Genomic DNA, 25,492 nt, shown 5'->3' on the forward strand with positions numbered 1-25,492 from the left:
TGACCGCGCTTGCCGGGAAACGGCAGATCGCACTGCGATGAACGCCCGACTGACACGCTTTCAGGGCTCCCGTCTCCGAGACGCCCAGCCCCGCAGAGCTGTGCGAAAGCCGCTGCTGGAGAAGCCTGGCAGGGCCGTCACGGTCGCACGCGGCGACCGCACTCCGCTCCTGGTCGCCAGCGCTGTGATCATCACACAGGTGCTGACCCCTCGCACCCGGCCGGGTTGACCACCGGCCGCGCCGGCCTTCTTTTGCCGAGCCGGCCGCACCGCGCTCACTTTCCTGCAAAGCCCGTCCGGTTCACGCGTGGGGATACTCCTGGTCCTTCTGGTCGCGAGCATGCTCTTCCGGGGTCTGCCAGGAGTCCTCGCGGCGCTGTGCGACAGGGTTCTGCGCGGCCGGAGGTGCCTCCCGGCGCCGGCGTCTACTCCCGTACCAAAATGCACCGATCAGGAGGACGACGAGGACCACTCCGGCGAACATGAGGAAGAGTGAGGCCTGGCCTTCGGCAGTGAGTGTTTCGATGGCAGTCATTCGGGGCCCCTACCCGCGATTCACGGACATACCAGACGCCGAACGGGTTTATATCGAAGGGTGTGCTTTCCCTGCGTCCCCAAGCGGAGGGCGTAGACGGGCCGGGTACACGGGACTGGGGTGGCCTGCCGCGTCGCCCGGTGCTGCGAAGTCTGGAGGCTGTGGTGGTCGGGATCGTGCTGCTCAAGGAAGACCACAAGACCCGCGGTCTACCCCATTCTCCCGACTTCCCCCCGCCGCCCGCTCGAGGGCCTGCGGGAGGGCGGCGAGGGCCCGGTCAACTCGGCGGATAGGTGGCTGACTTGAGGCGTCGGGCGAGGTGGGCGGTGTTGGCCGCCAAAGTGGTCGTGGTTGCGGCGGTCTTCTCGGGCGTCTTGTCGAGGTCCTGGTAGTCGGTGCCCTGCATGGCTTCGCCCACCCAGTAGGTGACGGCATTCGGGGCGAGGGAGAAACCGACGTCGTTCAATCCCTGGAAGAGGTCGGCGCTGACCTTGTGGGCGCCGTCCTCGTTGCCGACGACGCAGACTGCGGCGGCCTTGCCGTAGGTGAGCATGCGGCCTTCGTCGTCGGTCTCGGAGATCTCTGCGTCCAGGCGTTCCAGGACCCGCTGGGCGATGCTGGAGGCGTGGCCGAGCCAGATGGGCGTCGACAGGACGAGGATGTCGCAGCCCAGGATCGTGTCCCGGATCTCCGGCCAGGCGTCCCCGTCGCCCATGTCCGTTTTCACGCCGGGCTTCACTTCGTGGTCCGCGATCCGGATGGTCTTTCCGGTGACGCCGTGCTCGGCGAGCGCTGCCATCGTCTGCTCGGCCAGCAATTGGGAGCTGGACGGGGCGGGGGAGGGTGAGAGGGTGCAGACGAGCGCCACAGCCCGGAGCGGGGCGTGAGTGTTGAGGTCCATGATGTCCGGCTACCCCTACATCCCGCATCGATGTCCCGGGCGACCGTCTTCATCAGCCGTACGCGGGCGCCGCCTGGCGTCTCTCCTGCCGCGTCTACCCCGCCACCTATTTGCGACGCTCTGCCGGCCCGACCGGACATCCGCCAGGAGGCGGCCGGCATCCGTGAGGAGCGTGCCCTGCAAGGCGTGCACGGCCGGGGAAGCTCCCGGGGCGGTCCGTTCCTGCCGCTGCACCCACCCGATCATCTCCTGGACTCCGGGCCTGGACAGTAGTTCCGCACAGCCATTGCACGGGACCACGGGACACGGGACCTCTACCCGGGACCTTCCGGCCGGAGGCCTCCACCGGGGAGACGGACAGGGCGACGGCATGGTCGAGGGGAGGCAGGGCAGGTGCGGGGCATCTGACGGTTCGATCCACAGGCGGCGACATGCGAAGCGTAGGCGTGGAAGAAGAGCTGCTGCTCGTGGACGCACACAGTGGCGCCCCTCTCGCTGTGTCGGGGGCCGTGCTGGCGGCCGCACAGCGCTCAGCCTGGCAGCACCCCGGCACGAGCGGTCGACGAGACCACGAGTTCGAGAAGGAACTGCAGAAGGAGCAGCTGGAGTTCGCCACGAAGCCCGTCACCGAGATGGGGGAGCTCCAAGAGGAGATCGTCCGCATCCGCCGCGAGGCAGCCCACCACGCGGCGAGTGCCGGCGCCGTGGTGGCGGCGGTCGCGACATCTCCGCTGCCCGTCAAGCCGTCGTTGAACGTCGGGCGACGCTACCGGTGGATGGGCGAGCAGTTCGGGCTGACGGCGCAGGAGCAGCTGACCTGCGGGTGCCACGTGCACGTCTCGGTCGCGTCGGACGACGAGGGCGTCGCCGTCCTGGACCGCATCAGGCCCTGGCTGGCCGTCCTGACGGCGATGAGCGCGAACTCGCCCTTCTGGCAGGGCGGGGACAGCGGGTACGGAAGCTACCGCAGCCGGGTGTGGAACCGGTGGCCGTCCGCCGGCCCGGTCGACATCTTCGGCTCCGCCGACCGCTACCACGAGCAGGTGAGCACGATGATCGACACCGGAGTGCTGCGCGACGAGGGCATGATCTACTTCGACGCCCGCCTATCGGCCGCTTACCCCACGGTGGAGGTCCGGGTCGCCGATGTCTGCCTGGACGCCTCCACGCCGGTCCTGCTCGCAGCCCTCATCCGCGGTCTGGTCGAGACGGCGGCACGCGCTTGGCAGGACGGGCGGCCTCCGGCCAGGATCGGTACGAGTCTGCTGCGACTGGCATCCTGGCGGGCCGGCCGGTCCGGCCTGGACGGACCCCTGCTCCATCCCGAAACCATGCGGGAGACGTCTGCCGAAGACGCAGTCGATGCCTTGTACCAGCACGTGCGTGAGGCGTTGAAGGAGCAGGGCGATGACGAACGGGTCCGGGAAGGCATCGCGCACCTGCACGAGCGGGGGAACGGCGCCCGTACGCAGCGCCGGCTCTACGCCGACGGGCACGTACTCGCATCCGTCGTCACTCGGTGTGCGGAGGTGACGATCCAGCCGTGAGGCGCTGCGGCGGATCCGGCAGGGCCCCCGTATCCGTGGCCGATGTGATGTGGGGGCCGAACCGGGCAGACGCGAGGCATACCGATGCGAATGTGATGAGCGATGAACGGAGTGCGCGATGACCAAGTCCAGGAAGCATGACCCGGCGCCTACCCCTCCGTCGCAGGCTCCCGGCGAGAGCGGCGACCCGGAGGCCCGTGACGAAGCGGAGGAAGCGGTGCTTCCCGACACGGACGAAGGCGAGGCCGGCGACGCAGTGACTCCGAGCAGCGATGCGCAGCACCGGGCCGCCGAGAACGCGAAGACTGCCGGCCGGAACACTTGACCGAGGGCCCCCGAAAGTCACCCGGCGCACACCGTCGGCCACATGGACCGTCCCCGCCCCGGCGGCCTGCGGCCCACGGGTCCCGGGTGGTTGCACCGCCGTTTCGGAGGGAGACCGTGTGCAAACGTTGCTTCCGTTTCCGTCGTTCGACGCCTCGGCGGCCGTGCTGGACGTACGGAGGCTCGGCAAGCAGCGCGTTGAGGCCGTGCAGGTGCTGCGTGGCCTCGTCGTTCCGGGTTACGGATGGCGCAGGCACCCGGCGGTGCGGATGTGGGCGGGGCACGAGGAGGCCCTCGTCCCGTACGGGCTGGAGATCTGCGGGGTAGCCGGCGACGGCACGAAGCACCGCGGCCCGGGCGTCAGAGGCCTGCCGCCGCCTTCTCCCGCTGGCGGGCCCAGGCCCGGGCGGTGAAGCCGGCATCGCTGAGGACGTCGGCGGCCGTGCAGGCGAGGGCTTCGGCGGCCGCCAGCATCACCTCGCGCCCCCGTTCGGAGGCGGCGGCGCTCGCGAAGGCGGGGGTGTGGTCCGAGGCTTCCTCGCCCAGGATCGCGACGAACGGATGGATGGCGGGGACGCGGCTGCTGACGTCGCCGATGTCGGACGATCCGAGGAACACCCCGCCGACGGGTTGGGTGAGTCGGATGCCCGAGCGTGCGAGGTGCAGGCCGAACCGGTCCGAGAGGACGTCGTTGTCCCGGAAGTGGGCGTAGCCCTTGCCCAGGCGGGTCACCTCCACGGTGGTGCCGGTCGCGGCCGCCACCCCTTCCGCCCAGGCGTCCATTTCGCCCGCCAGTGCATCGAGGGCGGTGCTGGTGGCCGCACGCAGGCCGAACAGGCCTTCGGCGAAGGCCGGCACGATGTTGGTCGCGCTGCCTCCGACGGTGATGATCCCCTGGACGTGTGAGCCGGACGGCAGCCGCCTTTCCATCACGGCGGCCGTGTTGAACAGCTGGATGAGGGCGGCCAGGGCATCTATGCCCCGGGTGGGATCGCCCGTGGGGTGCGCTGCCCGGCCGTGAAAGCCCACGCGCATCTGCGTCTGCGCGGTAAGCGGCGCCCACGACCAGTCGTGCACGCCGGGATGGAACATCAGCGCAGCGTCCACACCCTCGAACACGCCCGCTTCGGCCAGAGCGACCTTGCCCCCGCCCCGCTCTTCTGCCGGCGTCCCCACGGCGAGCACCGTGCCCTCGAACTCCTCCTCCCATACACTGCGCAACGCCAGTGCGGCCCCCAGTCCGCCCCCGGCGATCAGGTTGTGTCCGCATGCGTGTCCGAGGCCAGGCAGCGCGTCGTACTCCAACAGCAGTGCCACGCACCGTCCCCGCCCGCTTCCCGCGCGGGCCACGAAGGCCGTGTCGAGTCCGGCGGTCCCCGGCTCGACGGCGAACCCCGCCCGCCGGAGTTCGTCGGTCAGCAGCCGGGCCGCACGGTGCTCCTCGTAGGCGAGCTCGGGATCCGCGTGCAGGGCGCGGCTGACGGCCCACAGATCGTCCGCCCGGCGGCCGCACTCCCGCCGCAGTCGCCCGTACAGCTCGTCGGATGGATCGCCCGTCTCGCCCATGCCCATGTCGTCTCCTCGTAGCCTCGTCCCGCTTCTGCCCGTAGGCCGGCCGATGACGCGCGCTCGCGCCGCGCTGCTGACCGGAGCGGCGGGCGGGCTGGGTGCGGCCTTGGCCCGGGCGTTCGGCGATCGGGTGCGCGACCGGCCCTCCTGGGCCTGGAAGGTGCCGACGACGCAGCAATGGGCGACACGGCCCGGCAGGTCCGCACCCGCCTCGGACCGGCGTCCGTGATGGTGGGCAATGCCGGAGCCGTCGAAGGAGGCCCGTTCGCCGACTCGGATCCGACAGGTATGGCGTCGAGTCCTCGAGGTCAACCCGATCGGCAGTGCGGCGCCGGCACGCTGCTTCCTGCCCCACCTCTTCGACACCCACGGCTACTACACGGCCTTGCGGCCCGGACGGGGGGTGAAGACGACGTCCGCACCTTCGCGGGCGAACGCCAGACGGACGGCCGGCCGATGCCGGAATCTGTCGGCGGCGGCCGGCCCTGCGCATGCGGCCTGAACGGTGTCGAATAAGCGAGCGGCGTCTACGCCCACGCGCCGCCGCCGCCGCCGCAGTCAGGCGTGCCGGTGAGAGCGCCGGCTTCCGATGGCCAGGCGGTACAGGGCCAGGAGTATGACAGAGCCGATGATGGCGGCGATCCAGGTGGAGAGGTCGAAGAAGCCGTCGATGGAATCGACACCGAAGACGACCTTGCCGAGCCAGCCGCCGAGGAGGCCTCCGGCGACGCCGATGAGCATGGTGATGATGATGCCGCCCGGGTCCTTGCCCGGCATGATCGCCTTGGCGATGAGGCCGGCGAACAGACCGATGAGAATCCACGCGATGATGCCCATGATGCGTCTCCCGCTTCGTGAGATGAGGCCGGTTAAGTCGCTTCTTCACGCGTGTCGCGCTTTCAAACGTGCGCAGCGCGCCGCGGGCCCCAGCGGTCGCGGCGCGCGCATGACGGTGGTGGACCCCGCCGGCACATCCCTTCGGCGGCGCCGCCCCGAATGACAGAGACTGGGAGCATCAGGCGGCTTGGACCTCGAGGGTCCGGGCCCGGCGGTGTGCCGCCGACGGATGGCCACAGGCTGGATGGACGGGACGAGAGGCGGCGGTTTCCATGCCTCGCACGGCGCTCATCGTGATCGACATGCTCAATACCTACGCACACGAGGACGCCGAAGCGCTGGTCCCGTCCGTCCGTGAGGCGCTCCACGGGGTCACGGCACTGTTGAAGCACGCCCGGGCGAGCGACTCGCCCGTCATCTATGTGAACGACAATTTCGGGGAGTGGCGCTCGCACCACGGCGAGATCCTGCGGGCTGCCCTCGACGGCCGCCACCGTGACCTGGTGGAGCCGGTCACGCCCGACGAGAACTCGCTCTTCGTCGTCAAGGCGCGGCACTCGATCTTCTACGAAACCCCTTTGGCCTACCTGTTGGGCCGACTGGGAACCGAGCGACTCGTCCTGTGCGGGCAAGTGACCGAACAGTGCGTGATGTACTCGGCTCTGGACGCCCACATCCGGCACTTCGATGTCGTCGTGGCGGCCGACGCGGTCGCCCACATCGACGCCGACCTGGCCGAAGCGGCCCTGCGGATGATGCGTTGCAACATGTCCGCAGACATCTGCGCGGCGGACGACGTCACCTTCGATGCCCGGCGTGTGGAGTGATCAAGGTCTGAATGTGTCGCTCACCGGTGCAGAGGCTCCGGAGCGGTGCGGGCCCGCCGTCAGCGGCTCCCGAAGGCTCCGGCCTGCCTGTCTCTCCGAGCCGCGGAAGAGGAGAGTGGGGGCGCGGGCATCTGCGCATCGGCATCGGCATCGGCGCGGCAGTTTCCACGCTGTGGAGCGGGCCCGCCCGGAGGACGGAGGCGCATGTGCTGGACGCCGACCCCGACGCCGACCCCGACCCGGTGACGGAGGTGTCCTGGTCGCCGGATGGCCGCTGGATCGCCTACACCGCGGCGCCGGGGGCGGGGAGCACACCCGTGTTCTCGTCGTGCGCCCGGACGGTACCCGAGGCCAGGTGCTCGCAGGCGCGGAGCCGGGGAGTTCGGCCCACCTCGGGTGCTGGACGCGGGACGGCACGGCCCTCGCCGTCAGGTCGCTGAGGTCGCCCATCCGTCCCCGGTGCGCCCGGAGCACGCCGGACCGGGACACCTGCAGCCGAAGCGGAAGGTGCGTCGCCGGCCGGCGGAAAGACACGGGGAGAGGCGTCCGAACATGACGGCCCCGCCTGCAGCGGCGGGCTGGCGGCCTGTCTGGTCGACCCGGACGCAGCAACCGCACCGAACCTGCTGTTCAGCGGAGGCCGGAGCTGCCTCCCTCCGGGTGTGCGACGTGAGTGCGGACGGCCGTTTCGCGCTCGTCCGTCGCGGTCCGCGTCGGCCGGTTCTCCGCCGACGCGCGGACGCTCTGGCTGCGCAGCGGCGTAGAACGGGAGTTCGCGGCCTGCTGAGGGTACGTCCGGACGAGGAGGGCAGGTCCCGAGGACTGTCCGTCGCCGCCGAGCCGTGGATCGCGCAGTCCGCCGCCGCCAAGTACGGGCACCCCGAACACGCCCGGGAACCGCTGCGCTCCCTGTCCCGATGGGCCGCATCGATCAACTCCGCGCCCCTGTGCCGGACGTCCACGGGGAGCACGACACGAACGTGCCGCCGACGGAATCGGCGCAGTTCGTCCGCGCGGCACGCTACCGCGGGGTTTGGGCACGACAGCTGAGGCTGCGCAACGAGGGCCACGAATTCCTGCGGGCGGACAACCGTCGGCTTTACCGCGCGCTGTCGCGGACTGGCTGGAGCGGCATCTCCGTCCAGCCCCGTGACGGCGTCCGTTTTCGCCGGCGGCCTCGGGGCAGGCGCGAGGCATGGACCAGTCGAAAGCGCCGGTACTCGATGCGTTGGCCGCCTATCACGAAAGCGGGCAGACCCCGTTCACGCCCCCGGGGCACAAGCAGGGGCGGGGGGCCGACCCGAGGGTGCGGGCCGTGCTCGGCGAAGCGGTGTTCCGCTCCGATGTCCTCGCCACCAGCGGCCTGGACGACCGCACGTCGTCGCACGGAGTCCTCGAGGAAGCACAGGCGCTGATGGCGGACGCCGTCGGGGCGGACCATGCGTTCTTCTCCACCTGCGGCAGTTCCCTGTCGGTGAAGTCGGCCATGCTGTCGGTCGCCGGACCGCACGAGAAGCTGCTGGTCGGCCGGGACGCGCACAAATCCGTGGTGTCGGGTCTGATCCTCTCGGGCATACGGCCCGTATGGGTGGATCCACAGTGGGATGCCGAGCGCCACCTCGCCCATCCGCCGACCGCCGAGGCATTCGAGGCGGCTCTCGCCGAGCACCCCGACGCTCGCGGCGCGCTGGTGACCACACCGACCCCCTACGGCACCTGCTCGGACCTGGCCGCCATCGCCGAGGTCTGTCACCGCCGAGGCCGGCCCCTGATCGTCGACGAGGCATGGGGCGCCCACCTGCCCTTCCACCCGGACCTGCCGACCTGGGCCATGGACGCCGGTGCGGACGTGTGCGTCACCTCCGTGCACAAGATGGGCTCCGGTCTCGAACAGAGCTCCGTCTTCCACCTCCAGGGTGACCTGGTAAAACCGGAGGTGCTCAAGAGCCGTGAGGACCTCCTGGGGACCACCAGCCCCTCGTCCCTCGTCTACGCGGCGCTGGACGGCTGGCGCCGACAGATGGTCGAGCAGGGCGAGCCGCTCTACGACCACGCACTCGCCCTGGCACAGAAGAGCCGTGAGCGGATTTCCCGTATCGACGGCATGCACGTGCACGGCCGCGACGACCTCTGCGGGCCGGGCCGGGCGGCGGACATGGACCCGCTCCAGATCATCGTCGACATCAGGGCGTGGGAGGTGACCGGCTACCGTGCCGCCGACTGGCTGCGGGACAAGCACCGCATCAACCTCCACGTCGCCGACCACCGCCGCATCAGCGCACAGCTCACCCACGCCGACGACAGCGACACGGCCGAGGTGCTGCTGACGGCCTTGACCGACTTGGCCGAGCATGCCGCGGAGCTCCGGACCGGGCAGCCCGTGGAGGTCCCATCGCCGTCGCGGCTGAGGCTGGAGCAGGCGGCGCTGCCCCGCGATGCCTTCTTCGGCCGGACGGAGCAGGTGCCCTGGCAGGAGGCGGACGGCCGGATCGCGGCCGAAATGCTGACCCCGTACCCGCCCGGCATCCCGGCGGCCCTGCCCGGCGAGCGCCTTACCCAGGATGTTCTGCGCTACCTGCGGACAGGGGTGGAGGCGGGCATGGTCGTGCCGGACGCGGTCGACACGGAGGTCACGAGCGTCCGCGTGCTCCGCGAAGAGTGACCGCGGTGCGGAACGGGTAGCGGGTGCACCTCTCAGCCGGTGGCGCCCGGTCTCCCGTGGTCGCAGTCGGAAAGCGAAACACTCGCGGTACGACGCCGGGCACCGGCGAAGGCCCACAGTGCGGTTCGCCGGTCCGGCGCGGGGCACGCGCACGGTGGGGGCACGGCCATGGCAGGAGCGACGGAAACGAGCGGGCCCGCCGACGCGGCATCCGCACCTGGGTCTACGGACGTGCGGCCGATCCGCTCCGCTGCCCCTGCTGACCATGTTCGACAAACGGCTCACGCTGCGCAGGGGCCAGGCCGGCGTGCGGCGCTGGGTCGACGACATCCTCTCTCTGCAGGACGGCGCCGCCAAAGTCCTCTTCACACCCTGATCCGACCGCTCGCGGCCGCCCGCGGACCCGACAGGCTGTGGGTAGGCACGCGCAACCGCGCTGCTGGCGGGGCAGATGCCCAGAACGCCGCTGAGGCGGGTGAGAAGCACCCGGCCGCCGTTTGGGAGCGGATGCTTCCCGGTCATGGCTCAAGCGTTCAGCAGCCCAACCCCTGGAGACACACGATGACCACCAAGCACAGCCCTGAAGCGTCGGAGCCGGAAGAGAACGGCCTGCCGGGCAAGCCGGCACCGGTGTCCCCGGGCGTGGCCGAGCCGACACAGCCCGCGGAGCCCCTCCCGCCCAAAGCGGACCAGGAAGGGCCGGAGACCGTGAGTCCCACCGGGCAGGCCACCGGGGCGGAGCAGGCGCGCATGGCGCAGAGCGGTGCTTACCTCACCACCGCCCAAGGGGCACGGCTCTACGACACCGACCATTCGCTGAAGGCCGGACCGCGGGGGCCGGTCCTCCTGCAGGACCACCATCTGCGTGAGAAGATCACGCACTTCGACCACGAGCGAATCCCGGAGCGGGTCGTGCACGCGCGGGGCGCCGCAGCTCACGGTGTGTTCCTCGGGTACGGGGCGGCGGGCGAGGTGTCGAAGGCCGCATTCCTCGCCAAGGGCGTGGAGACGCCCGTCTTCGTCAGGTTCTCCACCGTCCTCGGCTCCCGGGGTTCGGCGGACACGGTGCGTGATACCCGCGGGTTCGCGACGAAGTTCTACACCGAGGAAGGCACCTTCGACCTGGTCGGCAACAACATCCCGGTGTTCTTCATCCAGGATGCCGTCAAGTTCCCCGACATCATCCACGCGGGCAAGCCGCATCCCGACCGGGAGATCCCGCAGGCGCAGAGCGCGCACGACACGTTCTGGGACTTCGTGTCCCTCCACACCGAGGCCACGCACCACACCCTCTGGAACATGTCCGACCGCGGTATCCCGAGGTCCTACCGGATGATGGAAGGCTTTGGCGTCCACACGTTCCGCCTGGTCAACGCGGTCGGCGAAAGCGCGCTGGTGAAGTTCCACTGGAAGCCGAAACTGGGCGTGCATTCCCTGGTCTGGGAGGAAGCGCAGCTGATCAACGGTATGGACCCCGACTTCCATCGCCGGGACCTCTTCGACGCCATCGAATCCGGTGCGTACCCGCAGTGGGAGCTCGGCATCCAAGTCTTTCCCGACACCCCGGACCAGACCTTCGAAGGCATCGACCTCCTCGACCCGACGAAGATCGTCCCGGAGGAACTGGCGCCGGTCCAGGCCGTCGGGCTCATGACGCTGAATGCGAACACCAAGAACTACTTCGCCGAGACCGAGCAAGTCGCCTTCCACCCCGGACACTTGGTCCCCGGGATCGACGTCACCGACGACCCGCTGCTCGCCGGCCGCCTCTTCTCGTACCTCGACACCCAGATCAGCCGCCTCGGCGGCCCCAACTTCGGGCAGATCCCGATCAACCGGCCGCACGCCCCCGTCAACGACATGCTCCGCGACGGCATGCACCAGACCGCCGTCCACACCGGCGTCGCCCCCTATCACCCCAACAGCCTCGACGGCGGCTGCCCCTTCTTCGCCGGAGCCGACACGGGAGCCTTCATCGAAACGCCGGTGAAGTTCCCGGCGGCGAGCAAGGTCCGTGAGGCGCCCGCCTCGTTCTCGGACCACTTCACCCAACCGCGGTTGTTCTGGCTCAGCATGACTGCGCCCGAGCGCGAGCACATCATCGCCGCGTACACCTTCGAACTGAACAAGTGCTACGAACAGTCCATCAAGGTGCGCGCCCTCCAGGTCCTGGCGAACATCGACCCGCGGCTCTGCGAACAGGTCGCCACCGGACTCGGTCTGCCGGCCCCTGCGCCCACCGAGCCGCTCGCCGAGCCCGACCCCAGCCCGGCCCTCTCCCAGATGGGCAGGACCTGGCCGACCGACGGCCGCGTCATCGGCATCATCGCCGACGCGGAGGCCGACCTGGACGGCGTACGGGCCGCCCGGCAAGCCATCCTCGACGCAGGCATGACGCCCCTCGTCGTCGCCCCGACGGGCGGCACCCTCGACCCCAACGGCGATCCGGTCACCGTCCAGCGGACCTACGCCACCGCCCGCTCCACCGAATTCGACGCCGTCCTGCTTGCCGGCGTGCCCCAGGCCGGAGCGGACGCGTACGGCGCCCGCGACGCCAAGGCCGGCACCGCCCGGCCCCCGCAAGCCGTCGACCCGCGCGTGCTCCTGCTCGTCACCGAGGCGTACCGGCACGGCAAGGCCATCGGCGGCTGGAACGGCGCGGAGCAGCTCCTCCAGACTGCCGGGGTCACAGCTGACGACCCGGGTATCGCCCTGGAGGAGGACGGTACGTCCGTCGTAGAGACCGTTACCGCAGCCCTGGCCGAGCACCGGGCCTGGGACAGGTTCCCGCCGGCAGCCTGAAAGGCCGGAGGCGAGAAACGACGAGAACGGTCCCACCATGACCTTTGCGGTGAGCCCGCTCCCGCCCGCCGTTACCCCTTCGTTGGTCGTGGCGAACCCGTCGTACGTGCCCGCCCCGGGCGTGCCATCGCCTTCGCGGGGGCCGCAGCGCCCTGGGACGCCGGCCCGGACGGACGCGGCGTGATCGACCGGATGTGCGCGACCGTTTCTGCTCTGCTGCGCCCCGGCGGCGCTCTGCTGCTGGTGCACTCCGGCATGTGCGGGGCCGAGAAGACTGTGGGCCGGCTGGCCGGGGCAGGGCTGTCCGCGCAGGTCGCAGCGAAGGCCGCCGGAGCACGCCGAAGGGTGATTTCGCCATTACGCAGCGTGGGACGGCCGGTGACGCTACCTTGCTGCCAAGTGCGAGGACCGGGGGGTGTGGATGCTGGAGCAGGAGTTGATGGTGCTGGCCGCAGCCGGAGGGACGGCCGTGGTCCAGGCGGCCGGCACGGATGCGTGGGCCCGGTTCAGCCGCTCGATGGCCCGTTTGTTCGGTCGGGGGGATGACCAGCGTGAGCGGGCGGAGCTGGAGCGTCTGGAGCGGACGGCAGCCGAGCTGGAGGGGCCGGACGCGGAGCGGGCGCATGTCCGCCAGGAAGCGGTGTGGCAGACGCGCATCGAGGACTTTTTGGCCGGTGTCGAGGGGGCCGACCGCGCCCAGGTCGTCGAGGAACTGCGGTCGCTGCTGGCGCAGCACACCTCTGGCGCCCAGGTGTCGGCCGGCGCTCGCGGAGTCGCCATCGGCGACGGCGTGAGCATCAGTGCCGACCGTGGAGCCGTAGCGGCCTGGCGCATGCGGGACGTGACCATCGGAACCCCTTCGTCGCCGGGTCCGGACCAGGGCTGACCGGACCCGGCGTCCTTCCGGCTCCGAGTGGCAGTCCCGGCACGGCGCTCACCGCGATCCACGCCGATCGTGGAGGCGTCGCGGTCGGTCGCGCCGACCACGTGACGGTCCACGCGGTACCCCGCCCCGCAGTTTCGTGGCCGCACCAGGTCGGGGTGTTGCCGAGGGAGGCGGACTGCTTCCAGAACCGCGCTGCGGTCGAACAACTGGAGCGGGCAGTCTTCGGTGCGAGTGGCGGACCGTCAGGGCTGGTGCTCACGGGAATGGGGGGAACCGGCAAGACCCAGCTGGCGGCCCACCACGCCCGTACCCTGTTGCAGAGCGGGCGATTGGACCTGTTGGTGTGGGTTACCGCTGCCGGCCGCCCCGCGGTCGTCGCCGCCTATGCCCAAGCCGCCGTCGAGATCCTCGGCGCCGACGGAAACGACCCCAAGCAGGCCGCCGACGCGTTCTTGGCCTGGCTGGAGCCCAAGGGCGGTGGTGTCGGCCGTCGCTGGATGGTGGTCTTGGACGATCTGGCCGATCCCGCCGACGTACGCGGACTGTGGCCGCCGGCAAGCCCGTGCGGACGCACCCTGGTGACCACCCGTCGCCGTGATGCCGCTCTCACCCGCAGCAAGGAACGTCTTCGGGTCGAAGTGGGTCTGTTCAGCCCTGCCGAGGCAACCGCCTACCTCACCACCGCGCTGGACGCCTGTGGCCGCCGCGAGCCGGATGAACAGCTCGCGGCCCTGGCCGCTGACCTGGGGCAGCTGCCACTGGCGTTGTCCCAGGCCGCCGCTTATCTGGTCGACACCGACCTCACCTGTGCCGCCTACCGGGACCTGCTGGCCGACCGCACGCGCTGCCTCACCCACGTCCTGCCCGATGCGTCCGGCCTCCCCGACGATCAGGCCACCAGCGTGGCGGCTGCCTGGTCACTCTCGATCGACCGCGCCAATCAACTGGCACCGGCAGGGGCGGCCGGGCCGATGCTCCATCTCGCCTCGATGCTCGATCCCAACGGTATCCCCGAATCCGTGCTGACCAGTGCCCCGGCACTGGCCTACCTGACCCACCACCGCGGCGCCTCGTCCCGGACATCCGAAGTGTCGGCGGCGCTGTCAGACGAAGACCGTTCGAGAACGCTGTGGGTGCTGCACCGCCTGAGCCTGGTGGACTACACGCCGCGCATCCCTGATCAAGCCGTACGAGTCCACCAACTGGTTCAGCGCGCGGTCCGCGACACTCTCGGCCCTCAGTCCAGGCACCGGCTCGCCCGCACCGCGGCCGACGCCCTCGCAGCTGCCTGGCCCGCGGTCGACAGCGCCACGCTGCTGGTCCAGAACCTGCGTGCCAACACCCTGGCGCTCACCGAACACGCCGAAGAAGCCCTGTACCGCCCCGGGGACGGGGCCCACGTCGTGCTGTTCCGCGCCGGCAACAGCCTCGGTGGCAGCGGGCAGGTCGCCGCCGCCATCGACTACTACGAGCACCTTGTCGAGGCCACCGGCCGTCACCTGGGGACGGCGCATCCGGACGCTCTTGTCGCACGCCAGAACCTGGCGCAGTGGCAGGGGCGGGCCGGGGACGCAGCAGGCGCGGCAACCGAGCTGGAGGGGCTGCAGGAGGATGTGGACCGCGTGCTGGGGCCGAGTCACCTGGTCGCTCTCGCGGCGAGCGCCAATCGCGCGCTCTGGCAGGGCGAGGCCGGCGACGCAGCAGGCGCCGCACGCAGTCTGGAGGCGCTGCCGGCGGACATGGAACGGCTGCTCGGCCCTGATCACTCGTACACCCTCACCACCCGCTACAACTGCATCCGCTGGCGGAGGGCGGCAGGGGATGAGGCCGGGGCGGCCGGGGCCGCCACGGCACTGGTGGACCTCCTCCACGACATGAACGAAGTGCTGGGCCCCGGCGATTTCCGCACCCTCATCGCCCGCGGCACCCTCGCCCTGTGGCGAGGTGAGGACGGGAACCCGGTAGAAGCCGCCCTCTCACTGGAGCGGGTGGCGGACGACATGAGCCACGTCCTCGGTGCGGACCACCCCCACACCCTCACCACCCGCCACCACCTCGCCGTCTGGCAGGGGGCGGCGGGTGATGCCGCCGGAGCCGGCACCACCCTCCGGAACCTTCTGGAAGACCTCGAACGAGCCATGGGCCCCGGGCACCCCGACACCCTCTCCGTCCGCCGCGAATGGGGCGTGTGGCAGGGGGAGGCGGGCGACGCGGCCGGAGCTGCCGCGCTCTTCCGGGAGCTGCTCGACGATCTCCTGGCGTTGCTGGGTCCCGAGCACCCTGACACTCTGGGCGCCCGCCATCAGCTGGCCACCTGGCAGGGGACCGCCGGAAACCCCGCAGGGGCCGTCGGGCTCCTCGAGGAGCTGCTGGAGTCAGTGGAACAGAAATGCGCTCCCACGCATCCGGATGTCCTCATGATCCGTCACGAGCTCGCCGACTGGCGGGGCATGGCCGGCGACGCCGCCGGCGCGGTCGCCGGCTTCGAGGCACTGCTCAGAGACCGATTGGCCGTACTTGACCGCCACCACCCCGACATCCTCGCCACACGCGTCAACATCGCCACGTGGCGCGGTCAGGCAGGAGACGCGGCCGGAGCCATCACCGCCTTGCAGGACGTGCTGGCGGACCAGGTCCCGCTGCTCGGCGCCGACCACCCCGACACCCTCACCACCCGCGACAACCTGGCCAACGCACATGCTCTGGCAGGCAACCCAGCCGAAGCCGTCGCCGCATTGGACGGAGTCCTCGCGGACCGCGTGCGGGTGCTCGGTCCCGATCACCTCGACACCCTCAGAACCCGCCGTAACCAGGCGACCTGGCGAGGGAAGGCAGGTGATGGGGCTGGAGCGACGGCCGCCTTGCAGGAAGTCCTGCGGGACTTCGTGCGCTTGCTCGGCCCCGTCCACCCCGAAACCCTGATCGCCCGGCACAACCTCGCCACCTCACAAGGCCGGACGGGGGACGAGGCCGGCGCGGCAGCGGCCCTGGAAGAGCTGCTCACGGCCATGACCGAGGTATTGGGCCCCGGCCATCCGCACACGCTCGCCACCTCCGAAAGCCTCGCCCACTGGCGGAACCAGGCGAAGGGCGCGGCCGGGAGGCACGCGCTCTGAGGGCAGCGGGGAAGGGCGACTTGTCAGGTGGTCCGCGGTCAGGCGGTCAGGCGGTCAGGCCGGTCAGCGAGAGGAATTCGGCGCGGGAGCGGGCGTCGTGCCGGAGTGTGCCGAGGAGGGTGGAGGTGAGGGTGCTGGAGCCGGTGGCCTGGACGCCGCGCAGGGTCATGCAGGTGTGTTCGGCTTCGATCACGACGCCGACGCCTTTGGGCTCCAGCTGAGTCTGCAGCCAGTCGGCGACCTGCTTGGTCAGGCGTTCTTGAACCTGGGGGCGGCAGGCGAAGTGTTCGACGACACGGGCGAGTTTGGACAGGCCGAGGATGCGGTGGCCCGGAAGGTAGCCGACGTGGGCGGTGCCGACGACGGGCAGCATGTGGTGCTCGCACACCGATCGCACAGGGATGCTGCGCGCCAAGACGAGCTCGTCGTATCCCTCGTCGTTGGGGAAGGTCGTCAGGTCGAAGGGGCGCGGGCTGAACAGTTCGGCGTACGCGCGGGCCATGCGGCCGGGAGTGTCGAGAAGGCTCTCGGTACCGGTGTCGATGCCGAGCGCATCGAGGAACCGGGCGGCGGCGCGTTCGGCTTCGGCCAGATCGATGCCGCCGGTGTCGTGGACGACGCGCAACGGGGTGACGGACGGCGTCGTGCTCCGGGGCGCGGATAGGGCGGCGATGCCGGGGGAGAGGCCGGCCTCATCCACTGCCGTGGCCGGGGCCGGTGTGGCGAAGTCCATGACGTACTCCTCGTAGGCGGGCAAGGTCCTGCGGGCGCCGGGCGGTGGCCGTTCTCAGGGGCGCCGCGCCCTCGTGGGCGGTGGGGAGGCAGGCTGCAGGCGGACGCAGCAGTGGCCGGGACTGGGCTCCAGGCACGCCTGGAGGCTGTCTTCGGTGAGTCCTTCCAGCACGCCGCGCAGCAGGTGGAGGTTCATTCCGCACACGGTCTGTGTGTGGTCGCGGGCGAGGGCGTGGAAGGGGCAGTTGCCGAGCACGATGGTGTCTCCGTCGTGGCGGGGTTCGAACCCGTGGCCTTCCAGCAGGTCGAAGACGCCCGCCTGTCCCTGTCCCTGTTCGTGTCCCTGTCCGGCGAGCTGTCTGCCCAGCTCGTGTGCCTTTCGGTGCAGGACGGTCCGCACCGGTTCGCCGGTGGCCTCGGATTCCTCCAGCGCCTGGGCGAGGAGCCGTCCGGCGAGTTCGTAGTGCCGCTCCGGCAGGCTGACGGTGACCTGCTTGCCGGAGCGCTTGTACAGCTTGGCCGGCCGGCCGGCTCCCGGGCCGGTGCGACCGCTGCGCCGCTCGTAGACGACGTCGAGCAGGGATTCCTCGGCCAGGCGGTCCAGGTGGAAGGCCGCGGTCGGCCGGCCGAGGCCGAGGGCTTCGGCGGCTTCGTCGCGGCTGACCGGTCCCGGCTGGCGCACGACGTGCTCGTACAGCCTCCTGCGGGTCGGCTCGTCGAGCGCGGCCACGGCGGAGACGTCGGTCCTGGGTGCTTCTTTCGGGTCGTCCACGAACACCAGTGTAAAACACAAAACCATTGACTAAAGAAGATGCGCGTACTTCTATTGCTAGTAAGAGTTCTCGATAGAAGGAAGGCGTCATGTCGTCCCCCACCTCAACCGCCGCGTCCGTCACCCCACGGCGGGCCGCACTCACCGACCCCGGCTACCAGGCGTTCGTCATCCTGCGCACCGGGTTCACCGTCGCGCCGATCCTGTTCGGGCTGGACAAATTCACCAACCTGCTCGTGGACTGGCCCCTCTACCTCGCACCGTGGATCGACGACATCGTCCCGGGCAGCGCCCAGGCGGCCATGTACGCCGTCGGTGTCGTCGAGATCGTGGCCGGACTGGTCGTCGCCACCGTCCCGCGGTTCGGGGGCTGGCTGGTCGCCGGATGGCTCGCCGGCATCATCGTCAACCTGCTGACCATCCCTGGGCACTACGACATCGCGCTGCGCGACTTCGGCCTGCTGCTCGGCGCGGTGGCCCTGGCCCGGCTCGCCCAGCGCTACCACCGCGAGCAGCCCTCGCACTGACGGCAGCGGCCGCAGAAGACGCAGAGGCGGGTGGGCGCTGTACCGGCCCACCCGCACGGCCTGCCGTGGCAGCCGCGCCCCCTCCCCGGGTGGAGGCCGGAATCGGCCGGAAGGAGAAGACCATGAGTGAGAATCTGGACCGGCTGGCCGCCGAAGGCGTAGCGGTCTGGCTGGACGATCTGAGCCGGGAGCGGCTCGCCGGTGGCCGGCTGGCCGACCTCGTGGGTGAACTGCGGGTGGTGGGCATCACCAGCAACCCGACGATCTTTGCCAAGGCGATCCGCTCGGGTGACCGCTACGACGAGCAGGTCGGTGAGTTGGCACGGCGCGGGGTGCGGGTCGAGGAAGCCGTCCGGCTGCTGACCGCGTTCGACGTGCGCTGGGCCTGCGACATCCTGCGCCCCGTGTACGAGGCCAGTGACGGGGTCGACGGGCGGGTATCGCTCGAGGTGGACCCGCGCGTCGCCCACGACACGGCGGCAACGGTCGCCGAGGCGCGGGCCCTGTGGTGGCTGGTGGACCGGCCGAACCTGTTCGTGAAGATCCCCGCGACGCAGGAGGGCCTGGAGGCGATCAGCACCGCACTCGCCGAGGGCATCAGCATCAACGTGACGCTGATCTTTTCCCTGGACCGCTACGACCAGGTGCTTCGCGCCTTCCTGAACGGCATGGGCCGGGCGCACGCGGCGGGACGTGACCTGGCGTCCATCGCGTCGGTGGCCTCCTTCTTCGTCAGCCGAGTGGATACCGAGATCGACAGCCGACTCGACGCGATCGGCACACCCGAGGCGCAGAAGCTGCGCGGGCAGGCCGCGGTCGCCAACGCACGCCTGGCCTACCAGCGCTTCGAGCGGGCCCGGGAATCGGACCGATGGAAGGTCCTGGAGGCGGCCGGGATGCGTCCGCAACGCCCACTGTGGGCCTCCACCGGCGTCAAGGACCCCGCCTACGCCGACACCCGCTACGTCGACGACCTGGTGGCACCTGGCGTGGTCACCACCATGCCCGAGCAGACCCTGCTCGCGGTCGCGGACCACGGCCGCATCCACGGGGACACCATCCATGGCACATACGCGCACGCCCGGCAGGTACTGAACGACCTGGAGGGGCTCGGCGTGTCCTATGACGACGTGGTGGTTGTCCTGGAGGATGAGGGCATAGCCACGTTCACGGCCTCCGGCAACGAGCTGTTCGAGCAACTGGACACCGAACTGCACACCGAGCGCGCCGCAGCAAAGGAGAGGACATGGCCACGCACTCGGCATTCGTGATCGTCGGAGCCGGCCTGGCTGGTGCCAAGGCAGCGCAGACCCTCCGGGAAGAGGGCTTCGACGGCCCTGTCGTCCTGCTCGGAGAGGAGAGCGAGCGCCCCTACGAACGGCCGCCGCTGTCCAAGGGCTACCTGCTGGGCAAGGACGAGCGTGAGACGGTCTACGTCCACCCGTCCCCGTGGTACGCCGAACATGACGTCGACCTGCGCCTGGGTGCCACCGTCACCGCGATCGACCCGGCCGGACACGAGGTGGCCCTCGCCGACGGCAGCCGGCTCGGATACGCGAAGCTGCTGCTGGCCACCGGCTCTTCACCGCGCCGCCTGCCCGTACCCGGAGCCGACTCCGGCGGGGTCCATTACCTGCGCCGCCTCGCCGACAGCGACCGCATCAAGCAAGCCTTCCGGTCCGCATCCCGCATCGCGGTGATCGGCGCCGGCTGGATCGGTCTGGAGACCGCGGCCGCCGCCCGTGCAGCCGGCGTGGAGGTGACGGTCCTGGAAACGGCGGAACTGCCCTTGCTGCGCGTGCTGGGGCGTGAAGTGGCGCAGGTCTTCGCCGACCTGCACACGGATCACGGGGTCGATCTTCGCTGCGGTGTGAAGGTAGCCGAAATCACCGCCGTCGGCGGGAAAGCGAACGGAGTGCTGCTTGCCGACGGCGGCCGCATCCACGCGGACGCCGTCATCGTCGGGGTCGGCATCACCCCCAACACCCGGCTCGCCGCCGACGCCGGCCTCGACGTCGACAACGGCATCCGCGTCGACGCCCAGCTGCGCACCTCCCACCCGGACATCCATGCCGCCGGAGACGTCGCGAACGCCTTCCACCCGCTGCTGGGCAAGCCCCTCCGCGTCGAGCACTGGGCCAACGCCCTCAACCAGCCGCAGGTCGCGGCCAAGGCGATGCTGGGTCAGGACGTCGCATACGACCGCATGCCCTACTTCTTCACCGACCAGTACGACCTGGGCATGGAGTACACCGGCTTCGTCGAACCCGACGGTTACGACCAGGTCGTCTTCCGGGGCCGAACGGACACCCGTGAATTCATCGCGTTCTGGCTTGCCGAGGGCCGGGTACTGGCCGGTATGAACGTCAACGTCTGGGACGTCAACGAGTCGGTTCAACACCTGGTCCGTACGAGGATCCGGGTCGACCGGGACAGGCTCAGCGACCCCCATGTGCCACTGGACGAGGTCGCCGGGTAGCGCACCGGCGCCCTGGTGTGGTCACCCGCAGCTCGCCTGTGCCGTGACGCCCCACCCTCGAGCCAGGGGGCCGTGCGGACCAGGCGGGTCAGCAGCCCACGGGGGAGAGTTGTCTCATGGGAAGCATCAGCGGCCGGGCGGAAACGGGAACCGCCCCGGACCCGTCGGCCAGGGGCGTGCGCCTGGCCGGTTACGCTCCGCTGCGGGAGTACGCGGTGATCGGTGACGGCCGCACGGCCGCGCTGGTCGCCCGGGACGGGGCGGTGGATTGGCTGTGTTTGCCCGACCTGGACTCGCCCGCGGTGTTCGGCGCCGTACTGGACTCCGTCCGCGGCGGCCGGTTCACGCTCGCACCGTCCGTGCCCTACCGGACCGAGCGCCGCTACGTCCCGGGCACCAACGTCCTGGAGACGACCTTCGTCACGGCCGACGGCACGGCGCGGGTCACCGACGCCCTCACCCTCCACGACGACACGACGCTCACGCCCATGCGGGAGCTGCTGCGGCGCGTGGACGGCTTGTCCGGGTCCGTGCCCTTGGTCTGGAGCGTGCAGCCCCGCTTCGGCTACGGCACCCGGCGCACCCGGCTCGCCCGGCGCGACGGCGTCCTGGTGGCGACAGCCGGACGCGATGCACTCGCGCTCTGTGCCTGGGAGGCGGGCGAGCCCCTGTGCGACGGGGATGCCATCAGCGGCCGCTTCGAGCTCGTCGGAGGCCGACGTGCACTGCTCGCCATGCCCTTCGCCCACCAGGAGCCTCTCGTCCTGCCCGCCCGCTCCGAGTGCGAGGCGCGTCTGGAGGCAACGTGTACGGCGTGGCAGAGCTGGGCGCACGACCGCCTGTACACCGGGCGGTGGCACCAGGCGGTGATGCGCAGCCTGCTGGTGCTGAAGCTGCTGGTCCACGCCCCTTCCGGGGCGGTCGCGGCGGCGGTGACGAGCTCGCTGCCGGAGGAGATCGGCGGCGAGCGCAACTGGGACTACCGCTTCTCCTGGGTGCGCGACTCCGCCTTCACCCTGGCGGCTTTCCTGCGGCTCGGCTGCCCGGCGGAGGCCCACGCCTACTTCTGGTGGCTGATGCACGCCTCCCAGCTCACGCACCCGGCCCTGAACGTGCTGTACCGGCTGGACGGCGGCCACCGCACCCCGGAGAAGACCCTGCCCTGGGAGGGCTACGGCGGCTCGGAGCCCGTCCGAGTCGGCAACGCCGCCGTGGGTCAGGTCCAGCTGGACACCTACGGAGAGCTGATGCAAACCGCCTGGCTCTACGCGCAGGCCAGGGGAGGGCTGGATGCGGACGTCGCACGCCGCCTGGCGGAACTCGCCGACCTCGTCTGCACCGCCTGGCAGCAGCCCGACGCGGGCATCTGGGAGGTCCGCAGCACACCCCGGCACTTCACCCAGTCGAAAATGATGTGCTGGGTGGCACTCGATCGCGCCGCCGACCTCGCCGAACGCGGCCTGATCCCCGACCGGCACCTGCCCCGCTGGGACGCGGCACGCGACGCGATCGCCGCGTTCATCGAGACCCGCTGCTTCTCACCCCGCCGCAACAGCTACGTGCGCGCCGCCGGCGGCGACGACCTGGACGCCGCCGTTCTGCTGGGCCACCTCTACGGATACGGGGGTGGCGACCATCACCGCATGCGGGCCACGATCAGCACCCTGGCCCGCCGGTTGGGGCACGGGCCGTACGTCGACCGGTACGTGGGGGAAGACGGCCTCGCGGGCGGCGAAGGCGCCTTCCTCGCCTGCTCCTTCTGGCTCGTCGAAGCCCTCGCCCGCACCGGCCGCCTCCCGCAGGCCATCGAGCTCATGGACGAGCTGGTCGGCCTCGCCAACGACGTCGGTCTTTACAGCGAGGAAATCGACCCGGCCACGGGTGACTTCCTGGGGAACCTGCCCCAGGGACTGAGCCACCTGGCACTGATCAGCGCCGCCTGCGCCATCGCCGCCGCAAGCAAGGACGCAGCACGGTGAACGCGTGGGGAACCGCCGCAGGCGCCTTCGTCGGCACCCTCGCGCTGACCACCGCGCTGCGGGCGGCCAGCGAACTGCGCTTGACCCGCATGGATCTGCCGTTCCTGCTCGGCACGGCCGTGACCGTCAACCGCACCCGCGCCAAGGCCATCGGCTACCTGATGCACTTCCTCAACGGCCAGGTCTTCGCGTTCGTCTACTTCGCCGTCTTCGTGGCCATCGACCGGACGGGCTGGTGGCTGGGTGCCCTGTTCGGGCTCGCCCACGGCCTGTTCGCCGGCACCGCACTCGTCAACATCCTGCTGCCCCTCGTCCACCCGCGCATGGGCAGCCCGCTGACCAGCGCCCCACAGACAGCGCTGCTGGAACCGCCCGGATTTCTGATGCTCAACTACGGGCCGAGTACACCCCTGGTCACCGTCTGCGCCCACATCGGCTACGGGGCGATCGTCGGAGGCTTCACCGCACTCGACGCCTGACGCGGGCGTGGTGGGGCAGCAGGCGGGCGGACGGTGGCCACGTACGGCTGACGCGCGTGCCACGGCGAGTGACCGTCCCCTGCATCGAGCAGAGGGGCTGCCCACCGCCCCTTTTCCTGTGCCGCATGAGACGGATGCCGTCACCGTACGGCGGACGTATCGTTCGACTATGGGTGAGGTGTGGCTGGTACGTGCCCGGCTGGAGCTCATGGCCGCGCCTCGGGCGCATCCGTAGCACCTCCTCGCCAGGACGGGGTGAGCACATGCACGAGCCCGCCGCAGCCCGTGACGCCGACCGCCTGGAGCAGCTTGACGCGGCCCTGGCGCAGGTCATGCGCGACACGGACGCCTCGGTGGGGCTGCTGTATCTTCTGGCGCCCGGCGAGCAGATGCTGCGGCTTGCGGTGGCCTCCGGTGCTTCCTCGCAGATCACCGCACCGTGGTCACGGATCCCTACGGACGTGCCCATCCCGGTGGCCGACGCCATGCGCGAGCGCAGCCTGGTGTGGCTGGGCAGCCAGGAAGAGGTCGCGCGCCGCTATCCACGGCTCGGGATCGTGCTGCCGTACGACTTCATGCTGGCCGCAGCCCCCCTCACCAGCGCGGCCACCGCGGTGTGGGGCGGGCTGGTACTGCTGTGGCCTGTCCGGCATCCCGCGCGGCTCAGCGATCACGAACGCGGTGTGATCACCGCCTGCTGCCGGCGCGCGGGACTCATGGTGCAGCAGGCCGCCGACAGCGGTCGGCCGGTGCAGCCGCCCGAGGAACCGCGGCTGCTGCCACCGCAACCCTCCCGCGATGCCGACCCCGCCGAGGCTCGGGCCGCTCTGGAATTCACCGAGCGGCTGCCCGTGGGCTGCTGCGCGCTCGACCTCGACGGCCGGCTCACCTTCATCAACCCCGCCGCCGCCGACATGGTCGGCGCAGAGGCCGCCACCCTGGTCGGCAGGCGGCCCTGGGAGGTGCTGCTGTGGCTTCGCGACCCCGTCTTCGAAGACCGCTACCGGGCCGCGGTCGTCGCCCGCCAGCCCACCTCCTTCACCGCACTGCGCCCCCCCGACCAGCCGCTGCACTTCCAGCTCTACCCCGACCAGCGCGGCATCAGCGTGCACATCACCCCCGCCACGACTGCCCCCGCCCCTCACCCGCCCCGCGGACCACATCCCCCGTCAACCGCGGAACCGGTGGGCGCGATGGCGCTGTACCACCTGACACACCTGGCGGCCGCCCTCACCGAGGCCGCCGGAGTAGGCGACGTGGTCAACCTGGCCGCCGACCAGATCGTCCCCGCGTTCGGACCCAAAGCCCTCGCCCTGATGACCGCGGAAGAGGGTCGCCTGCGCATCAAAGGCTTCCGGGGCTACACGGCCGAACTCATGGACCGGTTCGACGCCGCGCCCCTGACCTCCGACACCCCTGCCGCGCGCGTCCTCGCCACCGGAACCCCGAGCTTCTTCGCCACCTTCGCCGACCTCAAGCGCGACCATCCTCCAGCCGTCCACCAGGACACGATGGCCGCTTGGGCCTTCCTGCCCCTGATCGCCTCCGGCCGCACTGTCGGCTCGCTCGTTCTCGCCTACGACCACCCCCGCCCCTTTCCCCCGGCCGAACGCGCCCTGCTGACCTCAGTGGCCGGACTCATCGCCCAAGCCCTCGACCGGGCCCGCCTGTTCGACACCAGCCAACAGCTCGCCCGCACCCTTCAATCCGGACTGCTGCCCCACACCCTCCCCGTGATCCCCGGCCTGGACGTCGTCGCCCGCTACCAAGCAGCCGACCGCCGCATCGACATCGGTGGCGACTTCTACGACCTCATTCGCTGCGACGCAACCACCGCAGCCGCCGCCATCGGCGACGTCCAGGGCCACAACATGAACGCGGCCGCCCTCATGGGACAAGTCCGCACCGCCGTCCACGCCCACGCCACCGCCGGCACACCCCCCGGCGAAGTCCTCGCTCGCACCAACCGGCTCCTGACCGACCTCGACCCCGGCCTGTTCACCAGTTGCCTCTACGCCCACCTCGACCTCGCCCACCAGCGCGCCCACCTCGCCACTGCCGGACACCCCCCGCCCCTCCTGCGCCACCCCGACGGCCGCACCGAAGTCCTGCACCTGCCGCCGGGACTCCTCCTCGGTATCGACCCTGAAGCCGACTACGTCACCACCAGCATCCCGTTCTCTCCCGGAGCCCTGCTCGCCCTGTACACCGACGGGCTCGTCGAAACCCCCGGCACCGACATCGACGACGCCATCACCGACCTCGCCAGCCAACTCACCCGAGCCGGACACCAGAACCTGAACTCCCTGGCCGACACTCTTCTTCAGCACGCCGAACGCGCCGCACCACGCACCGACGACATCGCCCTCCTCCTCCTGCAGGCCAGGCTCAGCCGAGCGTCAGCCAGCGGATAGAGGTCACCGGGCCCGGCTACTGGCAGGAGGTCTGTGCACGGCTGGGCGTCCCCCTCGACCGGCGACTGACCGAGGAGCTGATCGCCGCCGACCTGGCGAGCTGG

The 25,492-nt window shown here is 70.7% G+C and carries 19 protein-coding genes and 3 pseudogenes; 16 read left to right on the plus strand and 6 right to left on the minus strand.

Annotated features, from left to right (window positions below):
• Positions 1-301: 301 nt before the first annotated feature.
• Both ACZ6I1_RS12975 and ACZ6I1_RS12980 read right to left on the minus strand, forming a co-directional pair.
• Positions 302-535 (minus strand): DUF6479 family protein, encoded by a 234-nt coding sequence (locus tag ACZ6I1_RS12975; RefSeq protein ID WP_469286401.1) that lies wholly within the window; start codon positions 533-535, stop codon positions 302-304.
• A 277-nt stretch (positions 536-812) separates the two neighbouring features.
• Positions 813-1,436 (minus strand): flavodoxin family protein, encoded by a 624-nt coding sequence (locus ACZ6I1_RS12980; protein ID WP_469286403.1) that lies wholly within the window; start codon positions 1,434-1,436, stop codon positions 813-815.
• 431 nt (positions 1,437-1,867) lie between these two features.
• Here ACZ6I1_RS12980 and ACZ6I1_RS12985 point away from each other — a divergent pair, with 431 nt between their 5' ends.
• From ACZ6I1_RS12985 to ACZ6I1_RS12995, 3 genes and pseudogenes are all read left to right on the plus strand, one after another.
• The gene (locus ACZ6I1_RS12985; protein WP_469286405.1) at positions 1,868-2,983 is read left to right on the plus strand and encodes a glutamate--cysteine ligase; all 1,116 of its coding nucleotides are present in this window, start codon (positions 1,868-1,870) and stop codon (positions 2,981-2,983) included.
• A gap of 118 nt (positions 2,984-3,101) precedes the next feature.
• A complete protein-coding gene (locus ACZ6I1_RS12990; protein ID WP_469286407.1) occupies positions 3,102-3,308 on the plus strand; it encodes a hypothetical protein in 207 nt (68 codons plus the stop codon).
• Between the two features lie 118 nt (positions 3,309-3,426).
• Positions 3,427-3,633, plus strand: a pseudogene (locus ACZ6I1_RS12995) (MSMEG_6728 family protein); the annotation flags it as partial.
• A 34-nt stretch (positions 3,634-3,667) separates the two neighbouring features.
• Here ACZ6I1_RS12995 and ACZ6I1_RS13000 read toward each other — a convergent pair.
• Entirely contained in the window at positions 3,668-4,879 is a 1,212-nt protein-coding gene (locus tag ACZ6I1_RS13000; RefSeq protein WP_469286408.1) for an amidohydrolase, read from the minus strand.
• A gap of 555 nt (positions 4,880-5,434) precedes the next feature.
• Entirely contained in the window at positions 5,435-5,713 is a 279-nt protein-coding gene (locus tag ACZ6I1_RS13005; protein WP_469286410.1) for a GlsB/YeaQ/YmgE family stress response membrane protein, read from the minus strand.
• 272 nt (positions 5,714-5,985) lie between these two features.
• Between ACZ6I1_RS13005 and ACZ6I1_RS13010 the strand changes: the two genes are divergently transcribed.
• From ACZ6I1_RS13010 to ACZ6I1_RS13040, 7 genes and pseudogenes are all read left to right on the plus strand, one after another.
• A complete protein-coding gene (locus ACZ6I1_RS13010) occupies positions 5,986-6,540 on the plus strand; it encodes a cysteine hydrolase family protein (RefSeq protein ID WP_469286413.1) in 555 nt (184 codons plus the stop codon).
• Between the two features lie 917 nt (positions 6,541-7,457).
• Positions 7,458-7,607 (plus strand): annotated as a pseudogene (locus tag ACZ6I1_RS13015) (prolyl oligopeptidase family serine peptidase); the annotation flags it as partial.
• 128 nt (positions 7,608-7,735) lie between these two features.
• The gene (locus ACZ6I1_RS13020; RefSeq protein WP_469286415.1) at positions 7,736-9,202 is read left to right on the plus strand and encodes an aminotransferase class I/II-fold pyridoxal phosphate-dependent enzyme; all 1,467 of its coding nucleotides are present in this window, start codon (positions 7,736-7,738) and stop codon (positions 9,200-9,202) included.
• 235 nt (positions 9,203-9,437) lie between these two features.
• Positions 9,438-9,578 (plus strand): annotated as a pseudogene (locus tag ACZ6I1_RS13025) (glutathione-dependent formaldehyde dehydrogenase); the annotation flags it as partial.
• 185 nt (positions 9,579-9,763) lie between these two features.
• A complete protein-coding gene (locus tag ACZ6I1_RS13030; protein ID WP_469286417.1) occupies positions 9,764-12,004 on the plus strand; it encodes a catalase in 2,241 nt (746 codons plus the stop codon).
• Positions 12,005-12,425: 421 nt separating this feature from the next.
• Entirely contained in the window at positions 12,426-12,890 is a 465-nt protein-coding gene (locus ACZ6I1_RS13035) for a hypothetical protein (RefSeq protein WP_469286419.1), read from the plus strand.
• Between the two features lie 155 nt (positions 12,891-13,045).
• A complete protein-coding gene (locus tag ACZ6I1_RS13040; RefSeq protein WP_469286421.1) occupies positions 13,046-16,006 on the plus strand; it encodes a tetratricopeptide repeat protein in 2,961 nt (986 codons plus the stop codon).
• Between the two features lie 46 nt (positions 16,007-16,052).
• Here ACZ6I1_RS13040 and folE read toward each other — a convergent pair whose 3' ends face one another.
• Complete coding sequence (folE, locus tag ACZ6I1_RS13045) at positions 16,053-16,739, minus strand: GTP cyclohydrolase I FolE (protein ID WP_469286423.1); 687 nt, start codon at positions 16,737-16,739, stop codon at positions 16,053-16,055.
• A gap of 54 nt (positions 16,740-16,793) precedes the next feature.
• Positions 16,794-17,516 (minus strand): helix-turn-helix transcriptional regulator, encoded by a 723-nt coding sequence (locus tag ACZ6I1_RS13050; protein ID WP_469286425.1) that lies wholly within the window; start codon positions 17,514-17,516, stop codon positions 16,794-16,796.
• An 83-nt stretch (positions 17,517-17,599) separates the two neighbouring features.
• On the opposite strand from ACZ6I1_RS13050, the gene ACZ6I1_RS13055 reads away from it, so the two are divergent.
• The 6 genes from ACZ6I1_RS13055 (at position 17,600) to ACZ6I1_RS13080 (ending at position 25,388) form a co-directional block, all read left to right on the plus strand.
• Complete coding sequence (locus ACZ6I1_RS13055; RefSeq protein ID WP_469286427.1) at positions 17,600-18,037, plus strand: hypothetical protein; 438 nt, start codon at positions 17,600-17,602, stop codon at positions 18,035-18,037.
• Between the two features lie 122 nt (positions 18,038-18,159).
• Entirely contained in the window at positions 18,160-19,308 is a 1,149-nt protein-coding gene (gene tal / locus ACZ6I1_RS13060) for a transaldolase (protein ID WP_469286429.1), read from the plus strand.
• Positions 19,284-20,516, plus strand: a complete 1,233-nt coding sequence (locus ACZ6I1_RS13065) for an NAD(P)/FAD-dependent oxidoreductase (protein ID WP_469286431.1) — start codon at positions 19,284-19,286, stop codon at positions 20,514-20,516. Before tal ends, ACZ6I1_RS13065 begins: the two co-directional genes overlap by 25 nt.
• 116 nt (positions 20,517-20,632) lie before the next feature.
• A complete protein-coding gene (locus ACZ6I1_RS13070; protein ID WP_469286434.1) occupies positions 20,633-22,495 on the plus strand; it encodes a glycoside hydrolase family 15 protein in 1,863 nt (620 codons plus the stop codon).
• The gene (locus tag ACZ6I1_RS13075) at positions 22,492-22,974 is read left to right on the plus strand and encodes a hypothetical protein (RefSeq protein ID WP_469286436.1); all 483 of its coding nucleotides are present in this window, start codon (positions 22,492-22,494) and stop codon (positions 22,972-22,974) included. Before ACZ6I1_RS13070 ends, ACZ6I1_RS13075 begins: the two co-directional genes overlap by 4 nt.
• Positions 22,975-23,237: 263 nt before the next feature.
• On the plus strand, positions 23,238-25,388 hold the full coding sequence (locus ACZ6I1_RS13080) for a SpoIIE family protein phosphatase (protein ID WP_469286438.1): 2,151 nt from the start codon (positions 23,238-23,240) through the stop codon (positions 25,386-25,388).
• Positions 25,389-25,492: the final 104 nt, after the last annotated feature.

This window comes from Streptomyces sp. NPDC046303, assembly GCF_055588085.1.

Coding starts and splice junctions, on each gene's coding strand:
- ACZ6I1_RS12990 (WP_469286407.1), top strand. CDS start 3,102: ATGACCAAGTCCAGGAAGCATGACCCGGCGCCTACCCCTCCGTCGCAG.
- tal (WP_469286429.1), top strand. CDS start 18,160: ATGAGTGAGAATCTGGACCGGCTGGCCGCCGAAGGCGTAGCGGTCTGG.
- ACZ6I1_RS12980 (WP_469286403.1), bottom strand. CDS start 1,436: ATGGACCTCAACACTCACGCCCCGCTCCGGGCTGTGGCGCTCGTCTGC.
- ACZ6I1_RS13000 (WP_469286408.1), bottom strand. CDS start 4,879: ATGGGCATGGGCGAGACGGGCGATCCATCCGACGAGCTGTACGGGCGA.
- folE (WP_469286423.1), bottom strand. CDS start 16,739: ATGGACTTCGCCACACCGGCCCCGGCCACGGCAGTGGATGAGGCCGGC.
- ACZ6I1_RS13070 (WP_469286434.1), top strand. CDS start 20,633: ATGGGAAGCATCAGCGGCCGGGCGGAAACGGGAACCGCCCCGGACCCG.
- ACZ6I1_RS12975 (WP_469286401.1), bottom strand. CDS start 535: ATGACTGCCATCGAAACACTCACTGCCGAAGGCCAGGCCTCACTCTTC.
- ACZ6I1_RS13030 (WP_469286417.1), top strand. CDS start 9,764: ATGACCACCAAGCACAGCCCTGAAGCGTCGGAGCCGGAAGAGAACGGC.
- ACZ6I1_RS13020 (WP_469286415.1), top strand. CDS start 7,736: ATGGACCAGTCGAAAGCGCCGGTACTCGATGCGTTGGCCGCCTATCAC.
- ACZ6I1_RS13065 (WP_469286431.1), top strand. CDS start 19,284: ATGGCCACGCACTCGGCATTCGTGATCGTCGGAGCCGGCCTGGCTGGT.
- ACZ6I1_RS13035 (WP_469286419.1), top strand. CDS start 12,426: ATGCTGGAGCAGGAGTTGATGGTGCTGGCCGCAGCCGGAGGGACGGCC.
- ACZ6I1_RS13080 (WP_469286438.1), top strand. CDS start 23,238: ATGCACGAGCCCGCCGCAGCCCGTGACGCCGACCGCCTGGAGCAGCTT.
- ACZ6I1_RS13055 (WP_469286427.1), top strand. CDS start 17,600: ATGTCGTCCCCCACCTCAACCGCCGCGTCCGTCACCCCACGGCGGGCC.
- ACZ6I1_RS13010 (WP_469286413.1), top strand. CDS start 5,986: ATGCCTCGCACGGCGCTCATCGTGATCGACATGCTCAATACCTACGCA.
- ACZ6I1_RS13005 (WP_469286410.1), bottom strand. CDS start 5,713: ATGGGCATCATCGCGTGGATTCTCATCGGTCTGTTCGCCGGCCTCATC.
- ACZ6I1_RS12985 (WP_469286405.1), top strand. CDS start 1,868: ATGCGAAGCGTAGGCGTGGAAGAAGAGCTGCTGCTCGTGGACGCACAC.